Source organism: Pseudomonas sp. Pseusp15 (genome assembly GCF_059492165.1).
Genome location: NZ_CP168523.1, coordinates 1,506,559 through 1,529,270 on the forward strand (window position 1 = coordinate 1,506,559; position 22,712 = coordinate 1,529,270).

Here is a 22,712-nt window from a genome sequence, read left to right on the forward strand (position 1 = left end):
CTTGGGTTTCCATTGAATTTGGCTTGGCTATTTGTCCAGGAACCCGTGTTATAAATCACGTCGCCTGGCCGCCAATCGTCGGCCGGTAACCACGGGCATGTGCCCGGCGCGTGAGTACGGGACAGGAGCCCTGAATGCTATTGGTGTTTGATGACTGCGTGCTCGACCTGGACCGGCGAGAACTCCTTCGGGCCTCCCAGGTCGTTGCCACTGCGCCCCAGGTTTTCGACCTGCTGGTTTACCTGGCGCAGAACCGCGAGCACGTCGTCAGCAGGGACGATCTGATCAATGCGATATGGACCGGCCGAATCGTCTCCGAGTCGACCCTGGCCAGCCACATCAATGCGGTGCGCAAGGCAGTCGGTGACAACGGTCAGCAGCAGCGTGTGATTCGAACGGTGGCCCGCAAGGGATTCCGCTTCGTCGCCGACGTCAAGTCGCTGGATTGCGTTGGCCTTCCAGGCACCGAATCCGCCCCCTCGGTTCAAGCCTCTGCATCCGAGCCGGCGCTGCCGGCCAAACCGTCCATCGCGGTCTTGCCGTTCGTGAACTTGAGCGGGGACGAAGAGCAGGATTACCTGGCCGACGGCGTGGTAGGGGACATCATCGCGGCGCTGTCGCAGTATCGCTGGCTGTTTGTCGTCGCGCGCAACTCGAGCTTTACCTACAAGACCCGTACGGTGGACGTGAAACAAGTCGGTCGCGAATTGGGCGTTCGCTATGTGCTGGAGGGCAGTTGGCGCAAAGCCAACAATCGCGTGCGCATCACGGCCCAGCTGATCGATGCGACAACCGGGGCTCACCATTGGGCGGGTCGTTTCGAAGGTGTGCTGGGGGACATTTTCGAACTGCAGGACCAGATCACCGAAAGCGTGGTTGGCGCGATCGCGCCACAGCTTGAGCGGGCGGAGATCGAACGTGCGAGGCACACGCCCACCGAAAGTCTCGACGCCTACGATTACTATCTGCGCGCAATGGCCAAGCTTCATCATGGCACCCGGGAGGCCATCGACCAGGCGCTGCCGCTCTTCCATAGGGCCATAGCGTTTGACCCGGATTTTGCATCGGCCTATGCGATGGCGGCCTGGTGTCATAGTTGGCGCAAAGCCAATCGCTGGATGACTGATCACCCACGGGAGGTCGCGGAGGGTATCCGACTCGCTCGCCGGGCAGTGGAGTTGGACAAGGGCGATGCGGTCGCTCTCACCCGAAGCGGCCATACGCTTGGCTATCTTGCCGGCGACCTGCGGGGTGGCATTGCATTGCTGGACAAGGCACTCGTGCTCAATCCGAACCTCGCCGCCGCATGGTTCCTCGGCGCGTTCCTCAGGCTCTGGCACGGCGAAACCGATGCAGCCATCGAGTACTTTACGCACGCCATGCGGTTCAGCCCCCTCGACCCGGAGCTGTACAGAATGCAAGCCGGAATGGCAGTCGCGAATCTCTTCGTGGGCCGCTTCGATACGGCGTCGTCATGGGCGGAGAAAGCACTTCGGGATTTGCCCGATTTTCTGTTGGCTGTCGCCATCCTTGCAGCGAGCCATGCGCTTGCCGGACGGATGGCCGAAGCGCAGCGTGCGATGGACCATTTGCGCAAGCTCGATCCTACGTTGTGCCTCAGCAATATCTCTGATTGGCTACCGATCCACAGGCCGGAGAATCTCGCCACGCTGGTGGACGGTCTACGCAAAGCGGGACTGCCGGAATAAGGGGCACCGCCTGTTCACTGCGCGGGGAGAGGCGTCTGGAGCAGCCAGAATCGACATATCCAAACGCCCAGCCCCAAGCAGCGTTGGCTAACGCCCCAGCGCCGCTTCGATCGCTGCGATGTCGATCTTGCTCATCCCCATCATGGCGTCGAACGCGCGCTTGGCCGCCGCTCGATCAGGAACAACTCTTTACGGGTCTGCTTGCGTTTTCCGGCGTACTCGGCATCGGCGAAAGTCATTTGCTTCATCGGAAAACTTGGCGGGTGGAGTCGGGGTATTTTCATTACGCACTCAACAACGGTGCCTGATCATAATTCTTGGCATAGGCATTCTCCACCCCCGGCAAAATCTCGACGATGGTGAAATACCGATCCCAGAACGGCGTCTCCCGCAGATCCTCCACCAGCAGTTCATACGCATGATGACTGTCGGTTTCCCACAACCACAGATCGGTGACCCGCGCCGAATAGAACTCGATGTCGAAAAACCGCATCGAGACCTGCGCCGCATGCTTTTGCAAAATCGGCTCCATCTGCGTGCGCATCAGCTCAAAGCGATGCTCGACTGAAAACCCCAGCCATTCCTGGGTGGTCTTGACCAACATGAAAACACTCAGTGATGTCGTAGCCATGATAATGATTCCTGGTAGTTGAAGAGTGGGGAAAGCCAATCCAGAATACGAGTCATAACTCATATTTAAAACTCGCATCCCGATCATGACCAAACACCGCGAAATGCCGCCCTTAAACCCCCGCAAACTCCCGAGCCAGCGCCGTTCGGCCAACACCGTCGAGACCATTCTCGAAGCCGCTGCTCGCATTCTCGAAACCGACGGCCTCGCCGCCTGCTCCACCAACGCCGTGGCGCAGCGCGCCGGCGTAAGCATCGGCTCGCTGTACCAGTACTTCCCCAACCGCGACGCCCTGACCGTCGCCTTGATCGAACGCGAAACCACTCAGTTGCTCGATGACGTCCAGCACGTCCATCAACACGACGACGCCCTCGCACGCATCCGCGCACTGGTCCAGGCCTCCGTCGCCCACCAGCTACGGCGCCCGGAACTGGCCAGAATCATCGACTTCGAAGAGCGCCGCTTACCGCTGCAAGAGCGCCATGAGCGCGTGGCCAACGTCATTCTTACCGAACTGATAGCGGCGCTGACCCTTCCGTCAGCCCCGTGGGTCTGCGCCAATGTACTGCAGACCGCGCAAGACCTGCTGGCGATGGCCCACGGCATGATCGATGCGGCGGGGGAGCGGGGGGAGACGGATGCGGTGAGTTTGGAAGGACGGGTGATGCGAGCGTTGCTGGGGTTTTTGTGCGGGTAGTGGGCTGTCTGGGCCAGCTCTTGGCGGCCAGGAGACAAGACCGGATGGTGTAAGGGTGGTGATCGATTGTGCTCGGCGAACCTCTGACTGGAACGGTGGGCGAGAGGAAGCGCTATCGGAACTCTCTGGAAGCTCGGCGGGGGAAGTCCGGAAATTTTGCCAAAACCAGGAAGTCTTTTTCAGAATTTCCCTAGGGCCTGGCCACAAGGTTTTAGAACATGCGTAAGCGATGGGCTTGAAACGGTAAGCAGGCTACAGCTTCCGTTTCCCAGAAGCTGACAGTTCAGTTGGAAGCGTTGTTCCGCTGCTGAAGCTCAAGTTGCTTGGCAGCACTGGCTTCGAGGTTTGCACGCTCTTCATCCAGATATCGATAAATGCTTTGGAAGCTGGCGATTTTCTGTTTGATTTCTGCCATCTTTTTTTCAATTAGCTTAGCGCCGTCAGCACAATCGATCAGCTTGTTCCGCTGCGCATCCAGAATCTCGCCTATTTCCCCCAGGGAAAACCCCATGCTTTGCGCGCGCTGGATAAAGTCCAGATCCTGCAGAGTTTGCGCTGTGTAAACGCGATAGTTGTTAGTTTGCCGCAGCGATGAGATCAGGCCGATTTGCTCGTAGTAACGCAGCGTATGGCGGCTGGCGCCGCTGCGGGTTTCGAGTTCACCGATTTTCATGAAAACACCTCTTGACTGTAGAGTTGGGTCGATAGTTTACGCTTGATTTCTCACCTTAAACAAGGAACAGGGAAATGAGCGTGGAGTGCTTTGTCACGGGGGGTACCGGCTTCATCGGTCAACATTTGGTGGCGTACCTGAGTGCAAAAGGTCACACCATTCGGGTGTTGATGCGTCGCCCGGAGCGACTAGCTGCACTGCGGGAGCAAGTCGATAATTTGGGAGGGTGCGCAACCCGGGTATTTGCCGTAGCTGGCGATCTGGAGCGGGACAACCTCGGGCTGAGTCTTGCTGACCGAGAAGTGCTAAGGCGTGCCAGAGTCATATTCCACCTGGGCGCCCACTTCGCATGGGGGCTTTCAGTGGAGCATTCTCGTGCGGTGAATGTGGAAGGGGCAAAGCGCGTGGCGCTGTTGGCGGCTGAGCAAAAAAGCCGGTTAGTGATGATCGGCGGCTACATGCTGAAAAATCATGAACATCTGCAGCGCATCGGAATTGATCCTCGTTATCCGGAGCTGACGAATTGGCCTGCCGTCTACCGACATGTCGGTGGTTACGAGGGGAGCAAGCTGGAGGCGCATTTTGCGACCCTGGAGGTCATGTCCGCCAAGGGCGGGGAGATGACCGTTGTCCACCCCTCGACGGTTTGTGGCCACAGCCGCACGGGGCATATCCTTGAAGGTCAGCCGCTGGTGGAGCTGATACGCAACCTTGTGCAGGGAAAGCTGACTGCAGTGCCCGGTACCGCCGAGCACTGGCTGCCACTGGTCACCGTGGATTACCTGGTTGAGCTGGTGGCGGTTTGTGCTTTTGATCCTGCCATGGTGGGCCAGGAACTGCTGGCGCTGGATGACCAAACTCCCAACTTGCGAGAACTCCTGGTACAGGTGGCACAACCTTTGGGCTTAAAGTCTCCCAAGCATTACATTCCACTCCGTTTGCTGAAGTTGCTACTGAGTATTCCTCCCGTGGCGCGGTTTTTGAATACAAAACCCGAAGCCTTGGACTTTATCCAGACCACTCGTTTTGATACAGCAGCGGTCGAGCAATTTGCCAACAGACATGGAATAGCCAAACCGGATATACGTCAGTCTTTGCAGCACACTGCAACGTTCGTCAACTCATATTGCATAGCCAAAGGCGAGGCTCTCTGACTTCGCCCTTGGGGGCGACAAAATCGTTAGCCCCTTATGTCACAATAAATAGTGGGGTTGGGGGGATCTTCGTATCCTCAACCTTTGCGCCGTCGATGTAGGGCGGCATTCTATCGAACGACAATTCAGCGACAGGGATCGTCATCAATGCAATCTACTTTCAGCAAAGGCATCATATTTGCCCTCTCCGCCGCGGCACTGAACGCAACGATCGGTGTACTCAGCAAAGTACTCATGAGTAATGGCTTCACCGCCAGCAGTGTCGCTGTCATCAAGACCGTACTGGGTTGCATGCTTCTCTCGATCTTGCTGCTTTTCCTCAAGCGTCCGGCGTCGACGACCAAATGGACTCAGGCGGCTATCTGCGCATTCCTTGGCATCTTTGTGCTGTTCCACTTCGAAACGTCCGCCTATCGGCACTACGCTGCGGCAGGTGTGGTGGTTGTGCTGATGGCCAGTGCCTCAATTTCCTCGATCATTCTGGGGCGCATTTTCCTCAAGGATGCCATCACCGCGAACGCGACCGTGGGCGCCGCACTGGCTATCGCTGGGATCGCGGTGATCTTCGGCGCCGACCTGCAGCAGGGCTTTACCCTGCAAGGTGCCGCGCTAGCTTCCATGGCCGGCTGCGGCTACGGGGCCTTTTCGGTTGCCATGAAGCGGATGGGTGTGTCGGGGGGGCTGCACTTCACCCGGCAATTGTTGTTCTTTGGCAGCCTGTACCTGCTGATGCCGGCTGCGGCCGATGGTTTCGCGATCGGCGAGCTGTCGCCGCTGGCGATCGCCGCACTGCTGGCGCTGGCCGCGCTGCCGACAATCCTGGGCTTCTTCTGCACCACCAAGGCCATCGAGTATCTCAAGCCATCCCAAGTGCAGGCGCTGGAGCTGACCGAGCCGTTGTTCGCCGCGCTGCTGGCGTTTGTGGTGCTCAATGAAGTACCGCGCGAAAGCCTGTACGCAGGGGCAGTACTGATCATCGTCGGCCTGTGTTTTTCCAATGAGCTGATCCGCTTGGGCAGCAAAGCATCCGTCCCTTCGACCGAGTGAGCTATTTTCGGATCCTGATTGCTTTAGCAATCAGTGGCTTTTAAGTGTTTTGAGCGACTGACCGCTTCTGGCCTCATCCGCAACGGATCAGCGTCGTCCGGTCCGGGTGCTTACATCTACCCACACGGCCAACACCAGAATGCTGCCCTTGACGATCATCTGCCAATAACTGTCGACGTCGAGCATGGACATGCCGTTGTCCAGGCTGGTGATGACCAGCGCGCCGAGGAGGGCGCCGTAGACAGTGCCGGAGCCGCCGCGCATGGAGGTGCCGCCGATGAAGCAGGCGGCGATGGCGTCGAGTTCGCCCATGCTGCCGGCCGAGGGCGAACCGGCAGCCAGGCGCGCGGTGTTGACCACCCCGGCGAGGGCGCACATCACGCCCATGATCCCGAAAATCCAGAGCTTCACGGCCTGTACATTGATACCGGACAGGCGCGTCGCTTCCATGTTGCTGCCCACGGAATAGACGCGTCGGCCGAAGACGGTCTGACTGGTCACGTAGCTGAACCCGCCCAGCAGGATCAGCAGAAGCAGGACCGGCACGGGAATGCCGTCATAGCTGTTGAGGGTCTGGACGAAGCCGGCCAGTACCGCGCCGATCAACAGCACGCGTGCTACGTCGCGCACCAGTGAATGTGCCGCCAGGCCGTGAAGGGCGCGATTACGCCGTTGTTTCCAGGTCAGGAACAACGTCAGTGCGAACAGCAGAACGCCCAGGCCCGTGCCGATCGTGTGTGGCAAATAACCCTGGCCAATGTAGACGAGCTCCGGCGACACCGGGGCGATGGTCGTGCCGCCGGTAATCCCCAGCAAAATGCCCCGGAAAGCCAGCATGCCCCCCAGCCCCACGATGAATGACGGAATGCGCAGGTAGGCGGCCATGTAGCCGTTGGCGAGGCCGATCAGCAGTCCGCACAGGACGACAAGGCTCAGGTTCGCCAGCAGCGGTATGTGGTAGATAACGTCGAGAATGGCCGCGACGCCACCGAGCAGGCCCAGCAATGAGCCGACCGACAAATCGATCTCGCCGCTGATGATGACCAGCACCATGCCGCAGGCGAGAATCCCGGTAATGGACATCTGGCGCAGCAGATTGGAGAGGTTGCGCGGTGTCAGGAATCCGCCCTCGGTCTGCCAGCTGAAGAACAGCCAGATAAACGCCACGGCAAACACCAGCGCGAGCATCTTGTAGCGGGTGAAGAGTTGTTTGACCTGATTCATTTACGCGGATTTCCGATCTTTATTGTTATGGCTGTCAGGCTGGCTGAGTGCGGCGGCGAGCAGCTGTTCCTGAGTGAGTTCATGGTTGATGAAGTCGCCCTGCAACCGGCCTTCGCCGATCACCAGTACGCGGTCGGAAACGCCGAGCACTTCGGCCAGCTCCGAAGACACCATGATGATCGACACGCCTTCGGCCGCCAGCGCCCCCATCAGCTTGTAGATCTCGTACTTGGCGCCGACATCGACACCTCGGGTGGGCTCATCGAGAATCAGGACCCGGGGTTTGGTCAGCAGCATCTTCGCCAATACGGCTTTTTGTTGATTGCCGCCGGATAGACTGGTGATCGGCAGGAACGGGCTCGCGGTCTTGAGGTGCAGGCGCGAAATTTCTCGATCGATGCTGCCCAGTTCGGCTTCGGCATCGATGCGGGTCAGTTTCGAGTAACTGTCCAGCACGGCCAGGGTGATGTTCTGTCCGACTCCCAAGTCTGGAATGATGCCCTGGCGCTTGCGGTCCTCGGGCACCAGGCACAGGCCGGCACGGATTGACTTGAGCGGCGTGCGGGTGTCGATGAGTTGGCCATCCAGCCAGACTTCGCCTTCGTGACGACCGGGGTAGGCGCCGAACAGCGCGGTCACCAGTTCGGTGCGGCCTGCACCGACCAGCCCGGCGATGCCGAGGATTTCCCCGCGTTTGAGGGTGAACGAAATATCGTCGACCCGTTTGCGTCTGGGGTTGTCGACGTCGTAGCAGGTGATGTGGCGGGCTTCGAAAATCACCTCGCCGATGTCGTGTGGCTCGGTGGGGTAGAGGTTGCTCATTTCCCGTCCGACCATCTGGGTGATGATCTGTGGAATATCCATGTCCGCCATGGCGGTCGTGGCGATGTGTTTGCCGTCCCGGATTACCGAAATGGTGTCGCACACGGCGGCCACTTCATCGAGCTTGTGGGAGATGTAGACACAGGCAACACCCTTGGCCTTGAGGTCGCGGATGATGTCCAGCAACACCTCGATTTCCGAACGGGTCAGGGCCGATGAAGGCTCGTCGAGGATCAGCAGGCGTGCCTGCTTGTTCAGTGCCTTAGCGATTTCCACCAGTTGCTGATAGCCGCCGCCGTATTGCGAAACCGGCAGCGATACGTTCATGTCCGGCACTTTCAGTTCACGCATCAGGGCTTCGGCGCGGTGGATCATCGCCGGGTAATTCATCCGCCCACCAGGCAGCGTCAGTTCATGGCCCATGAAAATGTTCTCGGCCACCGACAGGTCGGGAACCAGCGTCAGTTCCTGGTGAATGATGACGATACCGGCGGCTTCCGTTTCGCTGATCGATTGCGCCTTGAGCGGTTGACCGTCCCAGAGGATCTCACCGTCCCAGGTGCCATGGGGGTACACCGCGGAAAGGATCTTCATCAGCGTGGACTTGCCGGCGCCATTCTCGCCGCACAGCCCGACGCACTCACCCGGCTTGACCTTAATGTCGATGCCATTGAGCGCTTTGACACCGCCGAAGGTTTTGACGATACCGTTCATTTGCAGCAGATAGTCGGACATGGCAGAGACTCATAAGCGGCAGGTACGAGGCTGGTCCCGCAGGAGCGAGCTCCTGCAGGGGGGCATTACGGGGTGATGATCACTTTCCGGCAATCTGCGCCTTGGTGTAGAACCCGTCCTGTTCCAGCAGGTCGATGTTGTCCTTGGTCAACGGAGTCGGAGTGAGCAGGATGGTGTCGACTTTTTTGCTGCCGTTGTCGTACTGCGAGCTGTAGGCGGGTTTCTCGTTACGCGCCAGTTGCACCGAGAGCTTGGCGGCTTCGGAGGCGATGAGTTTCAGCGGCTTGTACACGGTCATGGTTTGAGTGCCGGCGATCACTCGCTTGACCGCTGCAAGGTCCGCATCCTGCCCCGAAATCGGCACCTTGCCGGCCAGTTGCTGAGCGGCCAGGGCCTGGATGGCGCCGCCTGCCGTGGCGTCGTTGGAGGCGACGATGCCGTCGATTTTGTTGGCGTTGCGGGTCAAGGCGTTTTCAACAATGCTCAGCGCTTCGGTAGGGTTCCATTCCTTCACCCATTGTTGGCCGACGATCTTGATATCACCCTTGTCGATGGCCGGTTGCAGCACTTTCATCTGCCCTTCGCGCAGGACTTTTGCGTTGTTGTCGGTGGGCGCTCCACCGAGCAGGAAGTAATTGCCCTTGGGCGCTGCGTGCAGCACGCCGCTGGCCTGCATCTCGCCGACCTTTTCGTTATCGAAGGAAATGTAGGCGTCGATATCCGCGTTGAGTATCAGACGGTCATAGGACACGACCTTGATTCCGGCTTTCTTCGCTTCGGCCACTGCGTTGGTCAGGACCGTGGCGTTGAACGGCACGATGACGATGACATCGACGCCACGGGAAATGAGGTTTTCGATTTGCGAAATCTGCTTTTGCTCGTTGGCATCGGCCGACTGTACGAAGACCTTGGCGTCCATTTTCTCCGCCGCCGCAACGAAGTAATCGCGGTCACGTGACCAGCGTTCCAGCCGCAGATCATCAATGGAGAAACCGATTTTCGGGTGGGCGGCATCGGCCATCACCGGCAGCGACAGCAGAGCCAGGGCGCTGGCCAATAGCGCGCGTTTTACTTTCTTCATGGTGGTGCGTCCTTTTATTTTTGTTTGAAAGACACGGCCTGACGATGAGTATCGGGCTGGTAGAACTGTAGAGAATCTGCAGACGCAGCGGACACAGATTTGTCGTGCGAATGTCACAGCGTTGTTGCGCCCGCAGACCCGTTGGCGATCAGCGATAGATAAACCGGTTGACGAGGTTTTCGAGCATCTCCTGCCTGCCGCTGACGGCCTGCGGATTCAGCTCGTTGGCGAATGCGTGTTCGGCTAACGACTGGAGGTTGAACTCACCCGCCAGCACCGCCTGCCCGAACGGCTGCTGCCAGCCCGCGTAGCGTTGATCCTTGAGCAGCTGGAGCTGGTCGTTCTGCACCATGGCGGCTGCCCGCTCCAGGGACAGGGCTAAGACGTCCATTGCGCCGACGTGACCATGGAACAGATCGATCTCATCGAGGCTCTGGCGGCGGACCTTGGAGTCGAAGTTGAACCCGCCATTCTTGAACCCGCCGGCCTTGAGAATTTCGTAGGTGACCAGGGTCATTTCTTCGACGCTGTTGGGGAATTGATCGGTGTCCCAGCCGTTTTGCGGATCACCGCGGTTGGCGTCGATGCTGCCGAAAATCCCCAGCGAGACGGCCGTCGCAATCTCGTGATGAAAGCTATGACCGGCCAGGGTCGCGTGGTTGGCCTCGATGTTGACCTTGATTTCCTTTTCCAGGCCGAACTGCTGGAGAAAGCCAAACACGGTGGCGCTGTCGTAATCGTATTGGTGCTTGGTCGGCTCCTGCGGCTTGGGTTCGATCAGCAAGTCGCCTTTGAAACCGATCTTGTGCTTGTGCTCGACCACCATGCGCATGAAGCGACCCAGTTGTTCGCGTTCACGTTTCAAGTCGGTGTTGAGCAGGGTTTCGTAGCCTTCGCGACCGCCCCACAACACGTAGTTGGACCCTTTCAGCCGTTGGGTCGCGTTCATGGCGCTGAATACCTGGGCAGCAGCGCAGGCGAACACTTCGGGGTCAGGGTTGCTGGCGGCGCCTGCGGCAAAGCGCGGGTTGCTGAAGCAGTTGGCGGTTCCCCACAGCAGCTTGATCCCGCTTTCTTCCTGGTGTCGCTCCAGGTGATCAATCATTTGCGCGAAGTGGTTGCGGTACTCCTTCAGCGAATTGCCTTCCGGGGCGACATCCGTGTCATGGAAGCAGTAATAGTCGATACCCAATTTGGAGAAGAACTCGAACGCGGCTGCCGCCTTGCCAATGGCCAGCTCCATCGGGTCGCCGGCGTGTTGCCACGGGCGCTTGAAAGTACCTGCACCGAACACATCGGAACCCGGCCAGACGAAGGTGTGCCAATAACAGGCGGCCATGCGCAGGTGTTCGCGCATGGGTTTGCCGAGGATGATTTTGTCGGCGTCGTAGTGACGGAAGGCGAGGGGAGAATCACTGGCAGGGCCTTCGTAGCGGATCCGGTCGACATCGGGGAAGTACGGCATTGGCAATGTCCTTGTTGTTCTTGGGCGTGTCTCGATACTAACAACGGCCCCGTGCCTGCTGATTATGAAAATCACCAACAGCGGGTGCGATTTTGCGTATTGAGATTCGCCGTCTGCACGCCTAGTCTGTGCAAATCGCCTCCGTGACAAGGGGCCCGGAACAAGCCTGAAAACAATGAAAACCGTACCGCCTGTTCACCGCATCGCACTGTTGTTCAACGGGAGCAAGATCTATGACCGCGGCATCATCAGCGGCATCGGCAACTACCTGAGCAGCACCCGCGCGTCCTGGGACCTGTTCCTGGAAGAGGATTTTCTCTGCCGGTTGAAAGGGATCGAGCGCTGGCAAGGTGACGGAATCATTGCCGACTTCGACGATCCGCTGATTGGCGAGGCGCTGGCCGATATCAAGTTGCCCGTGGTGGCGGTGGGTGGTTCTTATCAGGATGAACGGGCCTATCCCAAAGGGATCCCGTACGTCGCTACCGACAATAACGCACTGATCACACTGGCTTACACGCACTTGATCGAGGCAGGGCTGCAGCGTTTTGCCTGCTTCAGCCTGCCTGAAGCGCAGGCAAATCGTTGGGCTCAGGAGCGGGAAAAATCCTTTCGACGACTGATGCAACGTGACGGCTTGCACGCCGAGGTCTATCGCGGCATGGGTACCAGCGCACCGCTCTGGGACAGCGCCGTCGAACAACTGATCGCCTGGCTCCAGAGCCTGCCCAAGCCCATTGGCATCATCGCCGTCAGTGACGCCCGCGCCCGGCAGTTGCTGCAAGCCTGCCTGACCGCAGGAATCGCCGTACCGGAGCAGGTGGCGTTGATCGGCATCGACAACGACCCCCTGACACGCAGCCTGACCCGGGTCCCCCTGAGCTCGGTCATCCAGGGCACTGAAACCATGGGCCGCACCGCCGCGCAACTGCTGCACCAGATGCTGCATGGCAAGCCGTCCACGGGCACGCACATCCTGATCCCGCCTGATGCGATCAACGTGCAGGTGTCGAGTTTGCACCAACCTTTGGGCAACCCCTACGTCATGCAAGCGCTGCTGTTTATCCGCCAATATGCCTGCCAGGGCATCAAAACGGCGCAAGTGGCGGCTTATGTCGGCGTGTCGCGCTCATCGCTGGAGTCGCACTTTCGCACTGTGCGAGGCTGCAGCGTGCACGACGAGATTCTGCGTTTCAAACTGGCGGCCGCCACCAGCGGGCTGGAAAATACCGACACAGCGATTGCGGACGTTGCCCGTAATTGCGGTTTCAAATCCGCACAATATCTACACACGGTGTTCCGTCGCGAGTTTGGATGTACGCCCCGTGAATACCAGCAGGGCGTCAGATAGCGATGCGGGGTGCAATTGGTCGATTGTTGTGTGGTGCGAAGGGCTGGATTCAACTGGTCGATACAACACTCCTTCTACCTGTTGAATCCACAATCCAAAGCGGACCTAACCGGTTTTTGAAGTCATCCAGGTCAAAAAATTATTGAGCTGAGTCGTAAACTCTTTTGGCTTAGCGTACGGGTTCCTGGCCTGGGACAAGAAAAAAGATATCTGCATTCTCATACACGGGTAATGCTGAACAAACAGCTCGACATGCTCTTCCAGTGTTTGCGGCCACATCAGGTCCTGTTCAGAGCGAAGTACTTGAGTTGACCGGATGAGTTTGCGCGAAGCTTCGCGTTGCAAGCGTAGCGATTGCGTCGGTGTGGTCGCCTGATCAATAAGATCGGCATATCGGGTCAGTACGGATTCAAAGTCACCATTCACGGCAATGGCGATATCACGCGACGGCTTGAACCGGTCGAAGCGCTTGGCCAGATCATTCCCCCATAAGCAACGACAGTGATGCTTGAGCCAAAAACCCCAGCTCAATCGATTGTCAGCCGCCAATATTTCAGAACGACTACCGATGTCGAAATCGATCTTGATGACTTCGGTATGCCGACTTTCCAGCGTGCGCCTTTTCGACTCCAACATTTCGAGACTCTGCGACGTAGGAGGGCTGTGCAGAACAAGGGTTAGGTCCAGGTCAGAAACCCCCGGGACAGCATCGCCCCTAGCGACGCTGCCATAAAGATAAACCCCGTCCAGCAGAGGTTCCGATCGAGCGAGCATCATGCAAACGTCCACCAGTAAGTCCTGAAACTGTGGCTGCACCTCGACGTTGGGCACGGTGAGGATATAACCGTCTGCATCAATGCCACGAGGATGGAATCGTTCCATGAAGCCGTCCGTGAGTTGTGTTCAGAGAGGTACTTTAACAGCCAATAGTGACTGCTTTTGACCCCGAGTATGTCAAAACCCTTGTTAGCCGCTTTCCACTCCGGAATGTTTTGCTCTACTCAACCATCACCCGGGATCAGCCGGCTTTCCAGCAGCTTTATGATGAACGCCTCTCCACGCTGCCTAACGTCCAGCGCCTGGCAAAGACCCGCTTCGTCACGGCTTTCAACTGGCTTGATCGGTCGCATAATGTTGCTAGGGCTTTTTGCGCTTCTACAGTTAGCATTAGGCTTTATCTACGCAGTAACCGAGTGGGTCGAACATTGATCGAACGACGCCAATTCAGCGGAGGCATGAAGGGAAAAAATCTCCGCTATCTGAATGAAAACCCTGATGAGCCTGCTCGTATGACCCGGGCAGGCTTTGTGCTGCTCGAGCATTTTTCGCTGCCCGCATTCACCCAGGCACTGGACACCATTGTCACCGCGAATCTTCTACGACCCAGGTTGTTCTCTTCGCGAACGTTCGGTTTGAACGACGGCGAGGTCATCAGCGATTTGGGGCTGGTCATCCGGCCGGATGCACGTCTGGATGCTTCAGCCATTCACGACCTGGATCTGCTGGTGATTTGTGGCGGCTACAGGACAGAGCTCAAGGCTGATGATGAGTTCATCAGCCTGTTGCGTATGGCGGCGAACCAGGGTGTCTGCCTGGCCGGGTTGTGGAATGGCGCATGGTTTCTGGGCAGCGCAGGTTTGCTCGATGGGTATCGTTGCGCCATTCACCCCGAACATCGCCCCGCACTCGCGGAAATCTCCAAGGCGACGCAAGTCACCAGTGAACCCTACGTCATTGATCGCGAACGCCTCACCGCGTCCAGCCCCTCAGGGGCATTTCATATGGCGCTGGACTGGATCAAGGGCCTGCACGATAAAGCCCTCGTCGAGGGGATCGAGGACATTCTGGCGTTCGAGGAGTCTCGCTATCGGCGCATCAAACCGGCCGAAAATATCTGTGTGAGCGCGCCCTTGCGCGAGGTGGTCAAGCTGATGGACGCCAACCTCGAAGAGCCTCTGGAGCTGGAGCAACTGGCGGCCTATGCTGGCCGTTCCCGGCGGCAACTGGAACGCTTGTTCAAGGAGCAACTCGGTACAACGCCGCAGCGGTATTACATGGAACTGCGGATCACCGAAGCACGGCGACTGCTCCAGCACACCGAACTGTCCCAGGTCGACGTGTTGGTGGCCTGTGGCTTCGTGTCGCCCAGTCATTTCAGCAAGTGTTATAGCTCGTACTTCGGGTACAGACCTTCCAAGGAAAAGCGGCTCGTTAAATAAAGGCTTTCCTTCACCTCTGCGCACCTGACTTCCGGCCCGATTGCTGCCCCGTCCCGCAGGGCAGCCATCGATCGGCTTTTGACGCTATTTGTAATGCTGCTCAAACATCGCCACCTGATCCGGCGTGATCAGCTGAAAGGGTACCCAGACATCCGCTTCGACCGGCTCGCCCTTGATCATCTTGATGGCCGCTTGTACCGCGCTGGTCGCCTGGGCCTTGGGGTCTTGAAAGACGGAGGCGACCAGCATCCCGCGCTTGATCGCCGCCAGGCCGTCGGGCAGGCCATCGATGCCGACAATCGCAATCTCGCCCTTGGCTTTGCCGGCTTGCTGCAGTGCCATGGCCGCGCCGATGGCCATCTCGTCGTTGTTGGCGACGATGGCATCGAAGCCAGTGCCAGCCAGCAGCCAATTGCTGGTCAAGTCCATCCCTTTGTTGCGCTGCCACTCGGCACTTTGCTGTTCGATGATTTTGATCCCGGGGTAGTCCTTGAGCACCTGTTTGACCCCTTCGGTGCGGTCGTGCGTGGAGTTCTGTGCCAGGTCGCCCATGATGATCGCGATGTTGCCTTTGCCCCCCAGCTTGTCGGCCAGGTAGCGCATTTGCAGTTGCCCGGCCTCGATGTCATTGGACGCCACCGTGACCACGCCTTTGGGCAGCACGCGTTCGTCCGGGTGGCGGTTGACGTAGACCAGAGGAATCTTCGCCTCGACGGCTGCGCGGGTCATGTTGGCGGTGGCGGCGGTATCCACGGGCAGGACGATGACGGCATCCACCTTTTGACCGAGAAAGCCCTGAATCTGATTGAGCTGGCGAACCACATCGCCCTGGGCATCCTCGAACTGGATCTGGACGTTCTCCTTCCTGGCGGCATTTTCCAGGCCGCTGCGCACATAGGTCATGAAGTTGTCGTCAACCCTGGCAATGCTGACGCCGATGCGATAGTCGGCGGCGGCCCATTGGCTGACGAGTAATAACAGCGTGGCGAATAGCAGTGTGCAGCGACGCATGATGGTTTTCCTTTTGTTGTTATGAGTTGAAATTCATCAAGATCAAACGTGAGGTTTGTGGCGCTCTCTGAATCAGATTCGCCGAGAGCGCCAGCGTCCTCAATCAAGCGTGAAGGCTTGCCGAAAACGCTCAAGTGCCACTTCGCTGTCGCCGCTGGCCCAGCCCTCGAGCCCGACGACCCCGGTGTATCCCATGCGGAACAAGGCCTTGGCAATGGCCGGATAATGGATTTCACCGGTGCCGGGCTCCATGCGGCCGGGGACATCGGCCACCTGGATTTCGCCGATGGCGCTGCCGGCGCGCTGGATCAGTTCGATCAGGTTTCCTTCGCCGATCTGGGCGTGATAAAGGTCCAGGTTCATCTTCAAATGCGGGCTGCCCACGGCCTCGATCAGCGCCAGGGTATCGTCTGCGCGGGCGAAGGGTGTGCCGGGGTGGTCCACTTCGGTATTGAGGTTTTCCAGCAGGAACACTCGGCCCGCGTCTTCGCCCAGGCGAGCGATTTTTTCCAGGGTCTTGCAGGCGCTCAACCACATGCGTCCGGTGGTGTGGGCCACGGGTTTGACCGGCAAGCCTTTATCGCCCAAGCCTGTGCCATGCAGGTTGAGGCTCGGGCAATTCAGTTGTGCGGCGACGGCCAGCGATTCCCGTGCGCTGTCGAGCAGATGCTGGATGCCTTCGGCGTCGGTCAGGTTGCCTGAGATGTAGCCGGTCATGGAGGTGAAGTCGGCGCCGGTGGCGACCAGGGCCGGAATGTCTTTCTGGGTCCAGTCCCAAATTTCGGCGCTGAAACCCAGCGCGTGAATCCGTTTGACGCGTTCGGTGAACGGCAGGTCGAGGAATACCATCTCGGCGCTGATCGCCAGTTTGAACGGGATAAAACTCATGAACGGGCTCCTTGCACGCGCACTGCTTTGCCCTGTTGGACGGACTCGATACACGCGCGGGCAATGGTCAGTGCCGCTCGGGCATCTTCACCGCTGGCCAGTGGTTTTTCACCGGTGCGCAGGCAGTCGACAAAGTGATTGAGCTCGGCCACATAGGCATCCCGCAACAGGTCGGTGTCCATGCGTTGGGTGTCGGCCTGGATGCCATTAGCCAAGTAGCGCACCAGGTCTGAGTCATTGACGCTGCCCATGGTCAGCATGCCGGCGCTGCCGAACACTTCCCCCCGAACATCGTAGCCATAAACGGCCTGGAAATTGGCCTCGGCGGTGGCGATGGCGCCGTTGTCGAAACGGATCGTGACCACGGCGGTGTCCAGAAACCCTTTGCTCTTGTAGTCCGGTGCAATCAGCGCATCGGCCATGACATAAACCTCGACCGCTTCGGCGCCGGGATTGAGGTAGCGCAGGGTATCGAAGTCATGGATCAGGGTTTCGAGAAAAATCACCCACTGCGGCGAAGCGGCCGGATTGTTCAGCGCCGGGTCGCGGGTCAGCGAGCGCAGCAGTTGCGGCGTACCGATACGGCCGGCGACCACGTCCAGATGGGCGGCGCGGAAGCTTTTGGCAAAACGACGATTGAAGCCAACCTGCAGCGGCACGCGGGCATCGGCGGCTGCGGCGATAGCGCGGTCGGCCTCGTCGAGGGTGATGGCCATGGGTTTTTCACAGAACACCCCTTTGCCGGCCCGGGCCGCACTGATCACCAGTTCGGCATGGCTGCGGGCGGGGGCGGCGATCAGGACGCCGTCAATTTCCGGGTCATCGAGCAGTTGCTGTGGATCGGTATAGACCTTCTGCACCCCCAACTCTGCCGCCAACCGAGCGGCCTGGCCGGGGGTAGGGTCGGCGATGGCGGCCAGGCAGGCGCCGGGGATGTGCCGGGCGGCCGTCTGGCCGTGAAAACTGCCCATGCGGCCGGCGCCGATGAGGCCCAGGCGGATGATCTTGGACGTACTCATGAATTGACTCCCTTTTATTGTTGTTCAATGACTTGGCCGCAGGAATGTCCTCGCTGGCATAACCCTTTGAGCAAGTGCTGTGCCAGTATTTAAGTCATTGATATTCAAAGGGTTAATCAATATTTTTTGAAAGAAGTGTTCATTCTCAGGACATGTCTACACTGACATGTCTAAAACATGAACATGGAAGCGGATGTCGATGATGGTCAACCCGCAGGTAACAGCCTTCAGCGCGCAAGACCTCGATTACATCACCGCTCTCGGCCCCGCGTCGTTGAACGAAGGCTCGATCGCCGCGCTGGAACAGGCCTGGCTGGCGTGTCTGAACGGGCGCACCGATCGACCTGCCGGGGTCAGGCAGGTGATTTGGGATTCCTGGCGGCGCAGCGTCGGCACCGGCCTCGATCCTGAGGATGGCGAATATCGATTTGTTGCTCCTGCCGTTCTGGCCGCGACGCTGGCGGCCAATCGCACGTTGATTGCAGCGGCGGCGCAGGTCATGGGGGGATTGCTGGCCTACAACCCCAGGGGGCCATATCAACCTGACCGATGCTCAAGGCACGACCCTGTATTTCTGTGGTCTGGACCTCACACCGGTGGGCAGCCGATTGCTGGAGTCGGTGCAGGGCACCAACTGCACGGGGCTGGCGCTTGCCGAAGATCGCTTGGTGTATGTGCTGGCCGAGGAAAACTTCGCCAGCGGCTTGCGTCGACGGCGCATGCACTGCGCCGCCGCGCCGATCAGGGATGCGCAGGGCAGGACGCTCGCCATGCTGACCCTGACCGCTGAGCCGGGCTGGTTTCATTTTCATACGCTGGGCACCGTCCAGGCCGCGGCCGAAGCGGTCTCGCGGCAGATGGCGCTGCAGAGCCTGCTGGAAGAACAACAAACCGTGCTTGAAGTGCTCAACGAGGGACTGGTGGTGCTGGATGAGCAGGGCTGCATCAAGGCGCTCAACCGTTATGCCCGGCAATTGTTCCGCGTGGGCCAGGATCTGCTCGGCAGCCCGTTCCGTCGTCTGGGGCAAAGCGAACTGACCGATAAGATTCTGCTGCATGGCGGGGAAGGGCTACGAGATCTGGATTGCACGTTTGAACTGCATGATCGCAGCCATTTGGCGTGTCTGGTGTCGGTGTGCCCGCTGGAGCAGGGTGGGCGGATTGTTTCGTTGCGTGAGAACCGGCGCATCCGCGAAATTACGCGCCGGGTCATCGGCACTCAAGCCAGCTACACCTTCGAGACCATTCAAGGTAATTCGCGAGCGATACAAGACGCCTTGCGCCTGGGACGGATCGCCAGTCGCAGTGAATCGACCACGCTGATTCTGGGTGAGAGCGGTACCGGCAAGGAGCTGTTCGCCCAGGCGATCCATAACGCCAGCGAGCGTTGCGACGGTCCTTTCGTGGCGGTCAATTGCGGAGCCATTCCGCGCGATCTGGTGCAAAGCGAACTGTTTGGTCATGTCGAGGGTGCCTTCACCGGGTCGGCCCGTGGCGGATCTGCCGGGAAGTTTGAGTTGGCCGATGGCGGAACGATCTTCCTCGACGAAATCGGTGACATGTCTTTCGATGCCCAGGTCAGTCTGCTACGGGTCTTGCAGGAAGGTGAGGTGACGCGCGTGGGGGCGAAAAAATCGCAGCAGGTGGATGTGCGCATCATCGCCGCCACCCACCGCAACCTGAGCCAGGCGGTGGCCAATGGCGCTTTCCGTGAGGATCTTTACTACCGGCTCAACGTCCTGAATCTGACGGTTCCGCCGCTGCGGATGCGCCGGGAAGATGTGCCCTTGCTGGCGCGACATTTTCTCGCTCGTTGCGCGCGGTCATTGCGCAAATCGGTGCAGGGCATCTCGCCAGAGGCGCTGGATATTCTTTCGGCCTACAGCTGGCCGGGTAATGTTCGGGAGCTTGAAAACACCATCGAGCGCGCAACCAATCTGGCGATGACCGAGATGATCCAGCCGGGTGATCTGCCACTTGAAATCAAGCAAAGGCTGCGGCCATCGGTGCCGGGAAGTGTGCCCGAGCCCCGGGCTGCGCTGGACCTTGGCACCCATGAAATGAACGCGATCATCGCCGCCCTCAAGGATGCCCGAGGCAACATCCGCCTGGCCGCCCGGCAACTGAACGTTTCTCGTGGCGGCTTGTACAACAAGATGAATCGGTTCGGGCTGAGCGCCGATGCTTTTCGTGCGAGCACCGACCTCTGACAGGCGGCACCCCTGTGGCGAGGGAGCTTGCTCCCTCGCCACAGGTTCAGTGTTTCACTGTCAGCTTCTAGCGTTCTCTGAGGTAATGATCTGCAACGGGATATGCACCCGATGCCGGAGCGGATCGAAGTCCGGCGTGGTCTGTAACTCGACCAGCAAGTCGACCAGCGCGGCCGCCAGCAATCGCGGCTGGGAGTCGATGACCAGGTCGATCAACCCTTGATCCAGTGCTTGTCGCGACAGCTCGGTCGACTCCTGCAAAATGCAGCACAGCGACGGCCGCTTCGGCAGCTGCGACAGGGCGCTGATAATGCCGTCGCCGCCACCGCCGACCACGCACAGCCCTCGCAAGTCAGCATGGCGCGCGAGGAGTTCCAGCGTCGCCTCTTCGGTGACGTCGCAGTTGTCCAGGTTGATCACCGCTTCGAGTAGCCGCAGCCCCGGTGCGCGCTCCGCCAGGTAACTGCGCAACCCCTCGACCCGAGCCTGATGACCAAGAAAACGATGACCGCCGAGCAGCACGCCGACGCTGCCCTTGCGTGCACCGCAGGTGTGGGCCAGCAGCCAGCCCATGGTGCGCCCGACCTCATGATTGTTCAGACCAACGTAAGGTTCTTCCGCCGCCTCGTGGATGTCGGACAGCAGGGCGATCACCGGCACTCCCGCTGCTCTGATTTGCGCGATGGCGGCATTGATCAGCGGGTGAGCGAAGCTGACCACCGCCAGGCCATCGCACTGCACCGCCAGTTGTTCGATCTGGGCAATGATGGCGCCGGGTGTGCGATCGAAGACGTATTCGAACTGGCAGCTCAGGTTCGCGCCGGTCTGACGCTGTGCCGCCTCGGTGATGGCGGCGGCAACGTTGGCATAGAACGCCTGGGCAGTACCGAGCAGCAGGATGCCGAAACGATAGCTGGGACGACGTTCGCGAATGCGCTGGCCGATCAGCCGGGCGGCGAAATAACCGACCGCTTCGGCGGCCTGGAACACCTGCTCGGCGGTGGCTGGGCTGACCGGAGCCCGGGCGTTGAGCACCCGGTCCACGGTGGCGACACTCAAGCGAGCGTGCTCGGCAACGGTGGCGATGGTGGGGCGTTTTTTGTTGTTCATGCTGGGCCCTTGAGTCGCTTTGATAGAAAACTATCAAGCTGCAATGGGCCTGGATGATAGCTTGATAGGGAATGTATTCAAGGGATTGAGGGTGGTTTGTGCGCTCTCTATATTTTCTCCAGCGATGCCATCCGCATCGAAAGCAAGTGCTTAAACCATCAAGCTTGCGGAGAACAATAAAATGCACGAACACAACGCAGCCTTTGAAAAAACCGATAAACCCGTGCCAAGGGATTATCGATTGACCGGTCCCGAAGCCGCCCGAGCGGCGCAAAAAGGTTTGGTATCGGCAACGTGGTACCAATCGCCCATCTCCCGCAAACGCATGAAAGAATTGATGCAGCGTCGCGATGGCCCGGCCCTGCGTGATACCGCCATCTGGCTGTCGGCGATGGCTGTGACCGGCTTCGGTGGCTACTGGTTCTGGGGCTCCTGGGCCTGCGTTCCGTTCTTCTTCGTCTATGGGCTGCTCTATGGCACCGCGTCCAATGCCCGTTGGCACGAAACGGGTCACGGTACGGCATTCAAGACCCGCTGGATGAATGATGCGGTCTACCAGCTGTCGAGCTTCATGTTCATGTTTGAACCCCAGGTCTGGCGCTGGAGCCATGCGCGGCATCACACCGACACCATCATCGTTGGTCGCGATCCGGAAATCGTCGAGCCGCGTCCACCGAGTCTGATCATGATGGTGCTGAGTCTGTTCAGAATGCCTTACGCGTTGAAGACGATGGGGTCAGTTTGCCGGCATGCAGTCGGGCGGATGGGTGAAGAAGAGCAGACCTTCATCCCCGAATCCGAATGGCCCAAAGTGGCGCGAGACGCACGCGTCTGGCTGGTCATCTATGGGCTTACCGTGGGCACGGCGCTTTTTCTGCAGAGCTGGTTGCCGCTGATGTTTATCGGTCTGCCGACCCTCTATGGCGGTTGGTTGTCCTACCTGTTCGGCCTTTCGCAGCACGTCGGCCTGGCGGAAGACGTACTCGATCACCGCAGCAACTGCCGCACGATTTACATGAACCGACTGCTGCGTTTCCTGTACCTCGACATGAACTATCACCTGGAACATCACATGTATCCGATGGTGCCTTTTCATGCGCTGGCGCAGCTTCACGAAGAGATCCGCCGCGACTGCCCGCCGCCTTACGGCAGCCTGTCCGAGGCCTTCAAGGAAATCATCCCGACTATCTGGAGGCAGCGCAAAGACCCGAGCCATTTCGTCTGTCGTCCTTTGCCACAACGCGCAGCATCGGCCGCCACCGTCCAGGCAGAGCCTGAAGTAACGCCGGCCTGACACCTTCCTGTCTGTACCACTACCAGAGAAAACGCCATGACCGATCAATGGATCGATGTATGTGCCGTGGGCGATATCAACGAAGAAGATGTCATTCGTTTCGACCATGGCCCGCACACCTATGCCGTCTACCGCTCTGCCAACAGCGAGTTTTTCGCCACGGCGGGCCTATGCACCCACGAGTCCATTCACCTCGCCGATGGCCTGGTGATGGAGCACGTCATCGAGTGCCCCAAACACAACGGGCGTTTCGACTACCGCTCCGGCAAAGCCCTCGGCGCACCGGTGTGCGTCAACCTCAAGACCTATGAAGTCCGGGTCGAGGCGGGGCGTGTGTTGCTCGCCATCACGGTTTAACTGCACGGAGTCTGT

At 59.2% G+C, this 22,712-nt stretch carries 19 protein-coding genes and 2 pseudogenes; 9 read left to right on the forward strand and 12 right to left on the reverse strand.

Annotated elements, in window-relative coordinates; all coding sequences use genetic code 11:
* The first annotated feature begins 134 nt into the window (after positions 1-134).
* Positions 135-1,709, forward strand: a complete 1,575-nt coding sequence (locus ACEN8R_RS06880) for a winged helix-turn-helix domain-containing tetratricopeptide repeat protein (RefSeq protein WP_018930045.1) — start codon at positions 135-137, stop codon at positions 1,707-1,709.
* Between the two features lie 87 nt (positions 1,710-1,796).
* Here ACEN8R_RS06880 and ACEN8R_RS06885 read toward each other — a convergent pair.
* Together ACEN8R_RS06885 and ACEN8R_RS06890 are read right to left on the reverse strand one after the other, a co-directional pair.
* Positions 1,797-1,889, reverse strand: a pseudogene (locus ACEN8R_RS06885) (VOC family protein); the annotation flags it as partial.
* A 103-nt stretch (positions 1,890-1,992) separates the two neighbouring features.
* Positions 1,993-2,340 (reverse strand): darcynin family protein, encoded by a 348-nt coding sequence (locus ACEN8R_RS06890; protein ID WP_026286721.1) that lies wholly within the window; start codon positions 2,338-2,340, stop codon positions 1,993-1,995.
* Between the two features lie 85 nt (positions 2,341-2,425).
* On the opposite strand from ACEN8R_RS06890, the gene ACEN8R_RS06895 reads away from it, so the two are divergent.
* On the forward strand, positions 2,426-3,037 hold the full coding sequence (locus tag ACEN8R_RS06895; RefSeq protein WP_018930048.1) for a TetR/AcrR family transcriptional regulator: 612 nt from the start codon (positions 2,426-2,428) through the stop codon (positions 3,035-3,037).
* A 283-nt stretch (positions 3,038-3,320) separates the two neighbouring features.
* Here the strand turns inward: ACEN8R_RS06895 and ACEN8R_RS06900 are convergent, their stop codons facing one another.
* Positions 3,321-3,710 (reverse strand): MerR family transcriptional regulator, encoded by a 390-nt coding sequence (locus ACEN8R_RS06900; RefSeq protein WP_018930049.1) that lies wholly within the window; start codon positions 3,708-3,710, stop codon positions 3,321-3,323.
* Positions 3,711-3,784: 74 nt separating this feature from the next.
* On the opposite strand from ACEN8R_RS06900, the gene ACEN8R_RS06905 reads away from it, so the two are divergent.
* Positions 3,785-4,864, forward strand: coding sequence for an SDR family oxidoreductase (locus ACEN8R_RS06905; protein ID WP_018930050.1), 1,080 nt, complete (start codon positions 3,785-3,787; stop codon positions 4,862-4,864).
* A gap of 147 nt (positions 4,865-5,011) precedes the next feature.
* Positions 5,012-5,911 (forward strand): DMT family transporter, encoded by a 900-nt coding sequence (locus ACEN8R_RS06910; RefSeq protein ID WP_018930051.1) that lies wholly within the window; start codon positions 5,012-5,014, stop codon positions 5,909-5,911.
* 87 nt (positions 5,912-5,998) lie between these two features.
* Here ACEN8R_RS06910 and ACEN8R_RS06915 read toward each other — a convergent pair whose 3' ends face one another.
* The 4 genes from ACEN8R_RS06915 to xylA form a co-directional block, all read right to left on the reverse strand.
* Positions 5,999-7,135, reverse strand: a complete 1,137-nt coding sequence (locus ACEN8R_RS06915) for a sugar ABC transporter permease (RefSeq protein WP_018930052.1) — start codon at positions 7,133-7,135, stop codon at positions 5,999-6,001.
* Positions 7,136-8,692 (reverse strand): D-xylose ABC transporter ATP-binding protein, encoded by a 1,557-nt coding sequence (gene xylG, locus ACEN8R_RS06920; RefSeq protein WP_018930053.1) that lies wholly within the window; start codon positions 8,690-8,692, stop codon positions 7,136-7,138.
* A 79-nt stretch (positions 8,693-8,771) separates the two neighbouring features.
* Complete coding sequence (gene xylF / locus ACEN8R_RS06925; protein ID WP_018930054.1) at positions 8,772-9,773, reverse strand: D-xylose ABC transporter substrate-binding protein; 1,002 nt, start codon at positions 9,771-9,773, stop codon at positions 8,772-8,774.
* A gap of 148 nt (positions 9,774-9,921) precedes the next feature.
* Complete coding sequence (xylA, locus tag ACEN8R_RS06930; protein ID WP_018930055.1) at positions 9,922-11,238, reverse strand: xylose isomerase; 1,317 nt, start codon at positions 11,236-11,238, stop codon at positions 9,922-9,924.
* Between the two features lie 175 nt (positions 11,239-11,413).
* Here xylA and ACEN8R_RS06935 point away from each other — a divergent pair, with 175 nt between their 5' ends.
* The gene (locus ACEN8R_RS06935) at positions 11,414-12,589 is read left to right on the forward strand and encodes a XylR family transcriptional regulator (RefSeq protein ID WP_018930056.1); all 1,176 of its coding nucleotides are present in this window, start codon (positions 11,414-11,416) and stop codon (positions 12,587-12,589) included.
* A 105-nt stretch (positions 12,590-12,694) separates the two neighbouring features.
* Here the strand turns inward: ACEN8R_RS06935 and ACEN8R_RS06940 are convergent, their stop codons facing one another.
* Positions 12,695-13,471 carry a nucleotidyltransferase domain-containing protein gene (locus ACEN8R_RS06940; protein WP_018930057.1) on the reverse strand — a complete coding sequence of 259 codons (777 nt, stop codon included), beginning with the start codon at positions 13,469-13,471 and terminating at the stop codon, positions 12,695-12,697.
* Positions 13,472-13,824: 353 nt separating this feature from the next.
* Between ACEN8R_RS06940 and ACEN8R_RS06945 the strand changes: the two genes are divergently transcribed.
* Positions 13,825-14,808 carry a GlxA family transcriptional regulator gene (locus ACEN8R_RS06945; RefSeq protein WP_026286722.1) on the forward strand — a complete coding sequence of 328 codons (984 nt, stop codon included), beginning with the start codon at positions 13,825-13,827 and terminating at the stop codon, positions 14,806-14,808.
* A gap of 84 nt (positions 14,809-14,892) precedes the next feature.
* On the opposite strand, the gene ACEN8R_RS06950 is transcribed toward ACEN8R_RS06945, so the two are convergent.
* The 3 genes from ACEN8R_RS06950 to ACEN8R_RS06960 form a co-directional block, all read right to left on the reverse strand.
* Positions 14,893-15,819: a sugar ABC transporter substrate-binding protein gene (locus ACEN8R_RS06950; protein WP_018930059.1), complete on the reverse strand. Its 927-nt coding sequence runs from the start codon at positions 15,817-15,819 to the stop codon at positions 14,893-14,895.
* 99 nt (positions 15,820-15,918) lie between these two features.
* A complete protein-coding gene (locus ACEN8R_RS06955) occupies positions 15,919-16,707 on the reverse strand; it encodes a TIM barrel protein (RefSeq protein ID WP_018930060.1) in 789 nt (262 codons plus the stop codon).
* Positions 16,704-17,726 carry a Gfo/Idh/MocA family oxidoreductase gene (locus tag ACEN8R_RS06960; RefSeq protein WP_018930061.1) on the reverse strand — a complete coding sequence of 341 codons (1,023 nt, stop codon included), beginning with the start codon at positions 17,724-17,726 and terminating at the stop codon, positions 16,704-16,706. Before ACEN8R_RS06960 ends, ACEN8R_RS06955 begins: the two co-directional genes overlap by 4 nt.
* 193 nt (positions 17,727-17,919) lie before the next feature.
* Here ACEN8R_RS06960 and ACEN8R_RS06965 point away from each other — a divergent pair.
* Positions 17,920-19,936: pseudogene (locus ACEN8R_RS06965) on the forward strand (sigma-54 interaction domain-containing protein).
* 60 nt (positions 19,937-19,996) lie between these two features.
* On the opposite strand, the gene ACEN8R_RS06970 reads toward ACEN8R_RS06965, so the two are convergent.
* Positions 19,997-21,046 carry a substrate-binding domain-containing protein gene (locus tag ACEN8R_RS06970; RefSeq protein ID WP_018930063.1) on the reverse strand — a complete coding sequence of 350 codons (1,050 nt, stop codon included), beginning with the start codon at positions 21,044-21,046 and terminating at the stop codon, positions 19,997-19,999.
* A gap of 181 nt (positions 21,047-21,227) precedes the next feature.
* Between ACEN8R_RS06970 and ACEN8R_RS06975 the strand changes: the two genes are divergently transcribed.
* Both ACEN8R_RS06975 and ACEN8R_RS06980 read left to right on the forward strand, forming a co-directional pair.
* Complete coding sequence (locus ACEN8R_RS06975) at positions 21,228-22,340, forward strand: fatty acid desaturase family protein (RefSeq protein WP_018930064.1); 1,113 nt, start codon at positions 21,228-21,230, stop codon at positions 22,338-22,340.
* Between the two features lie 36 nt (positions 22,341-22,376).
* On the forward strand, positions 22,377-22,697 hold the full coding sequence (locus ACEN8R_RS06980; RefSeq protein WP_018930065.1) for a MocE family 2Fe-2S type ferredoxin: 321 nt from the start codon (positions 22,377-22,379) through the stop codon (positions 22,695-22,697).
* Positions 22,698-22,712: the final 15 nt, after the last annotated feature.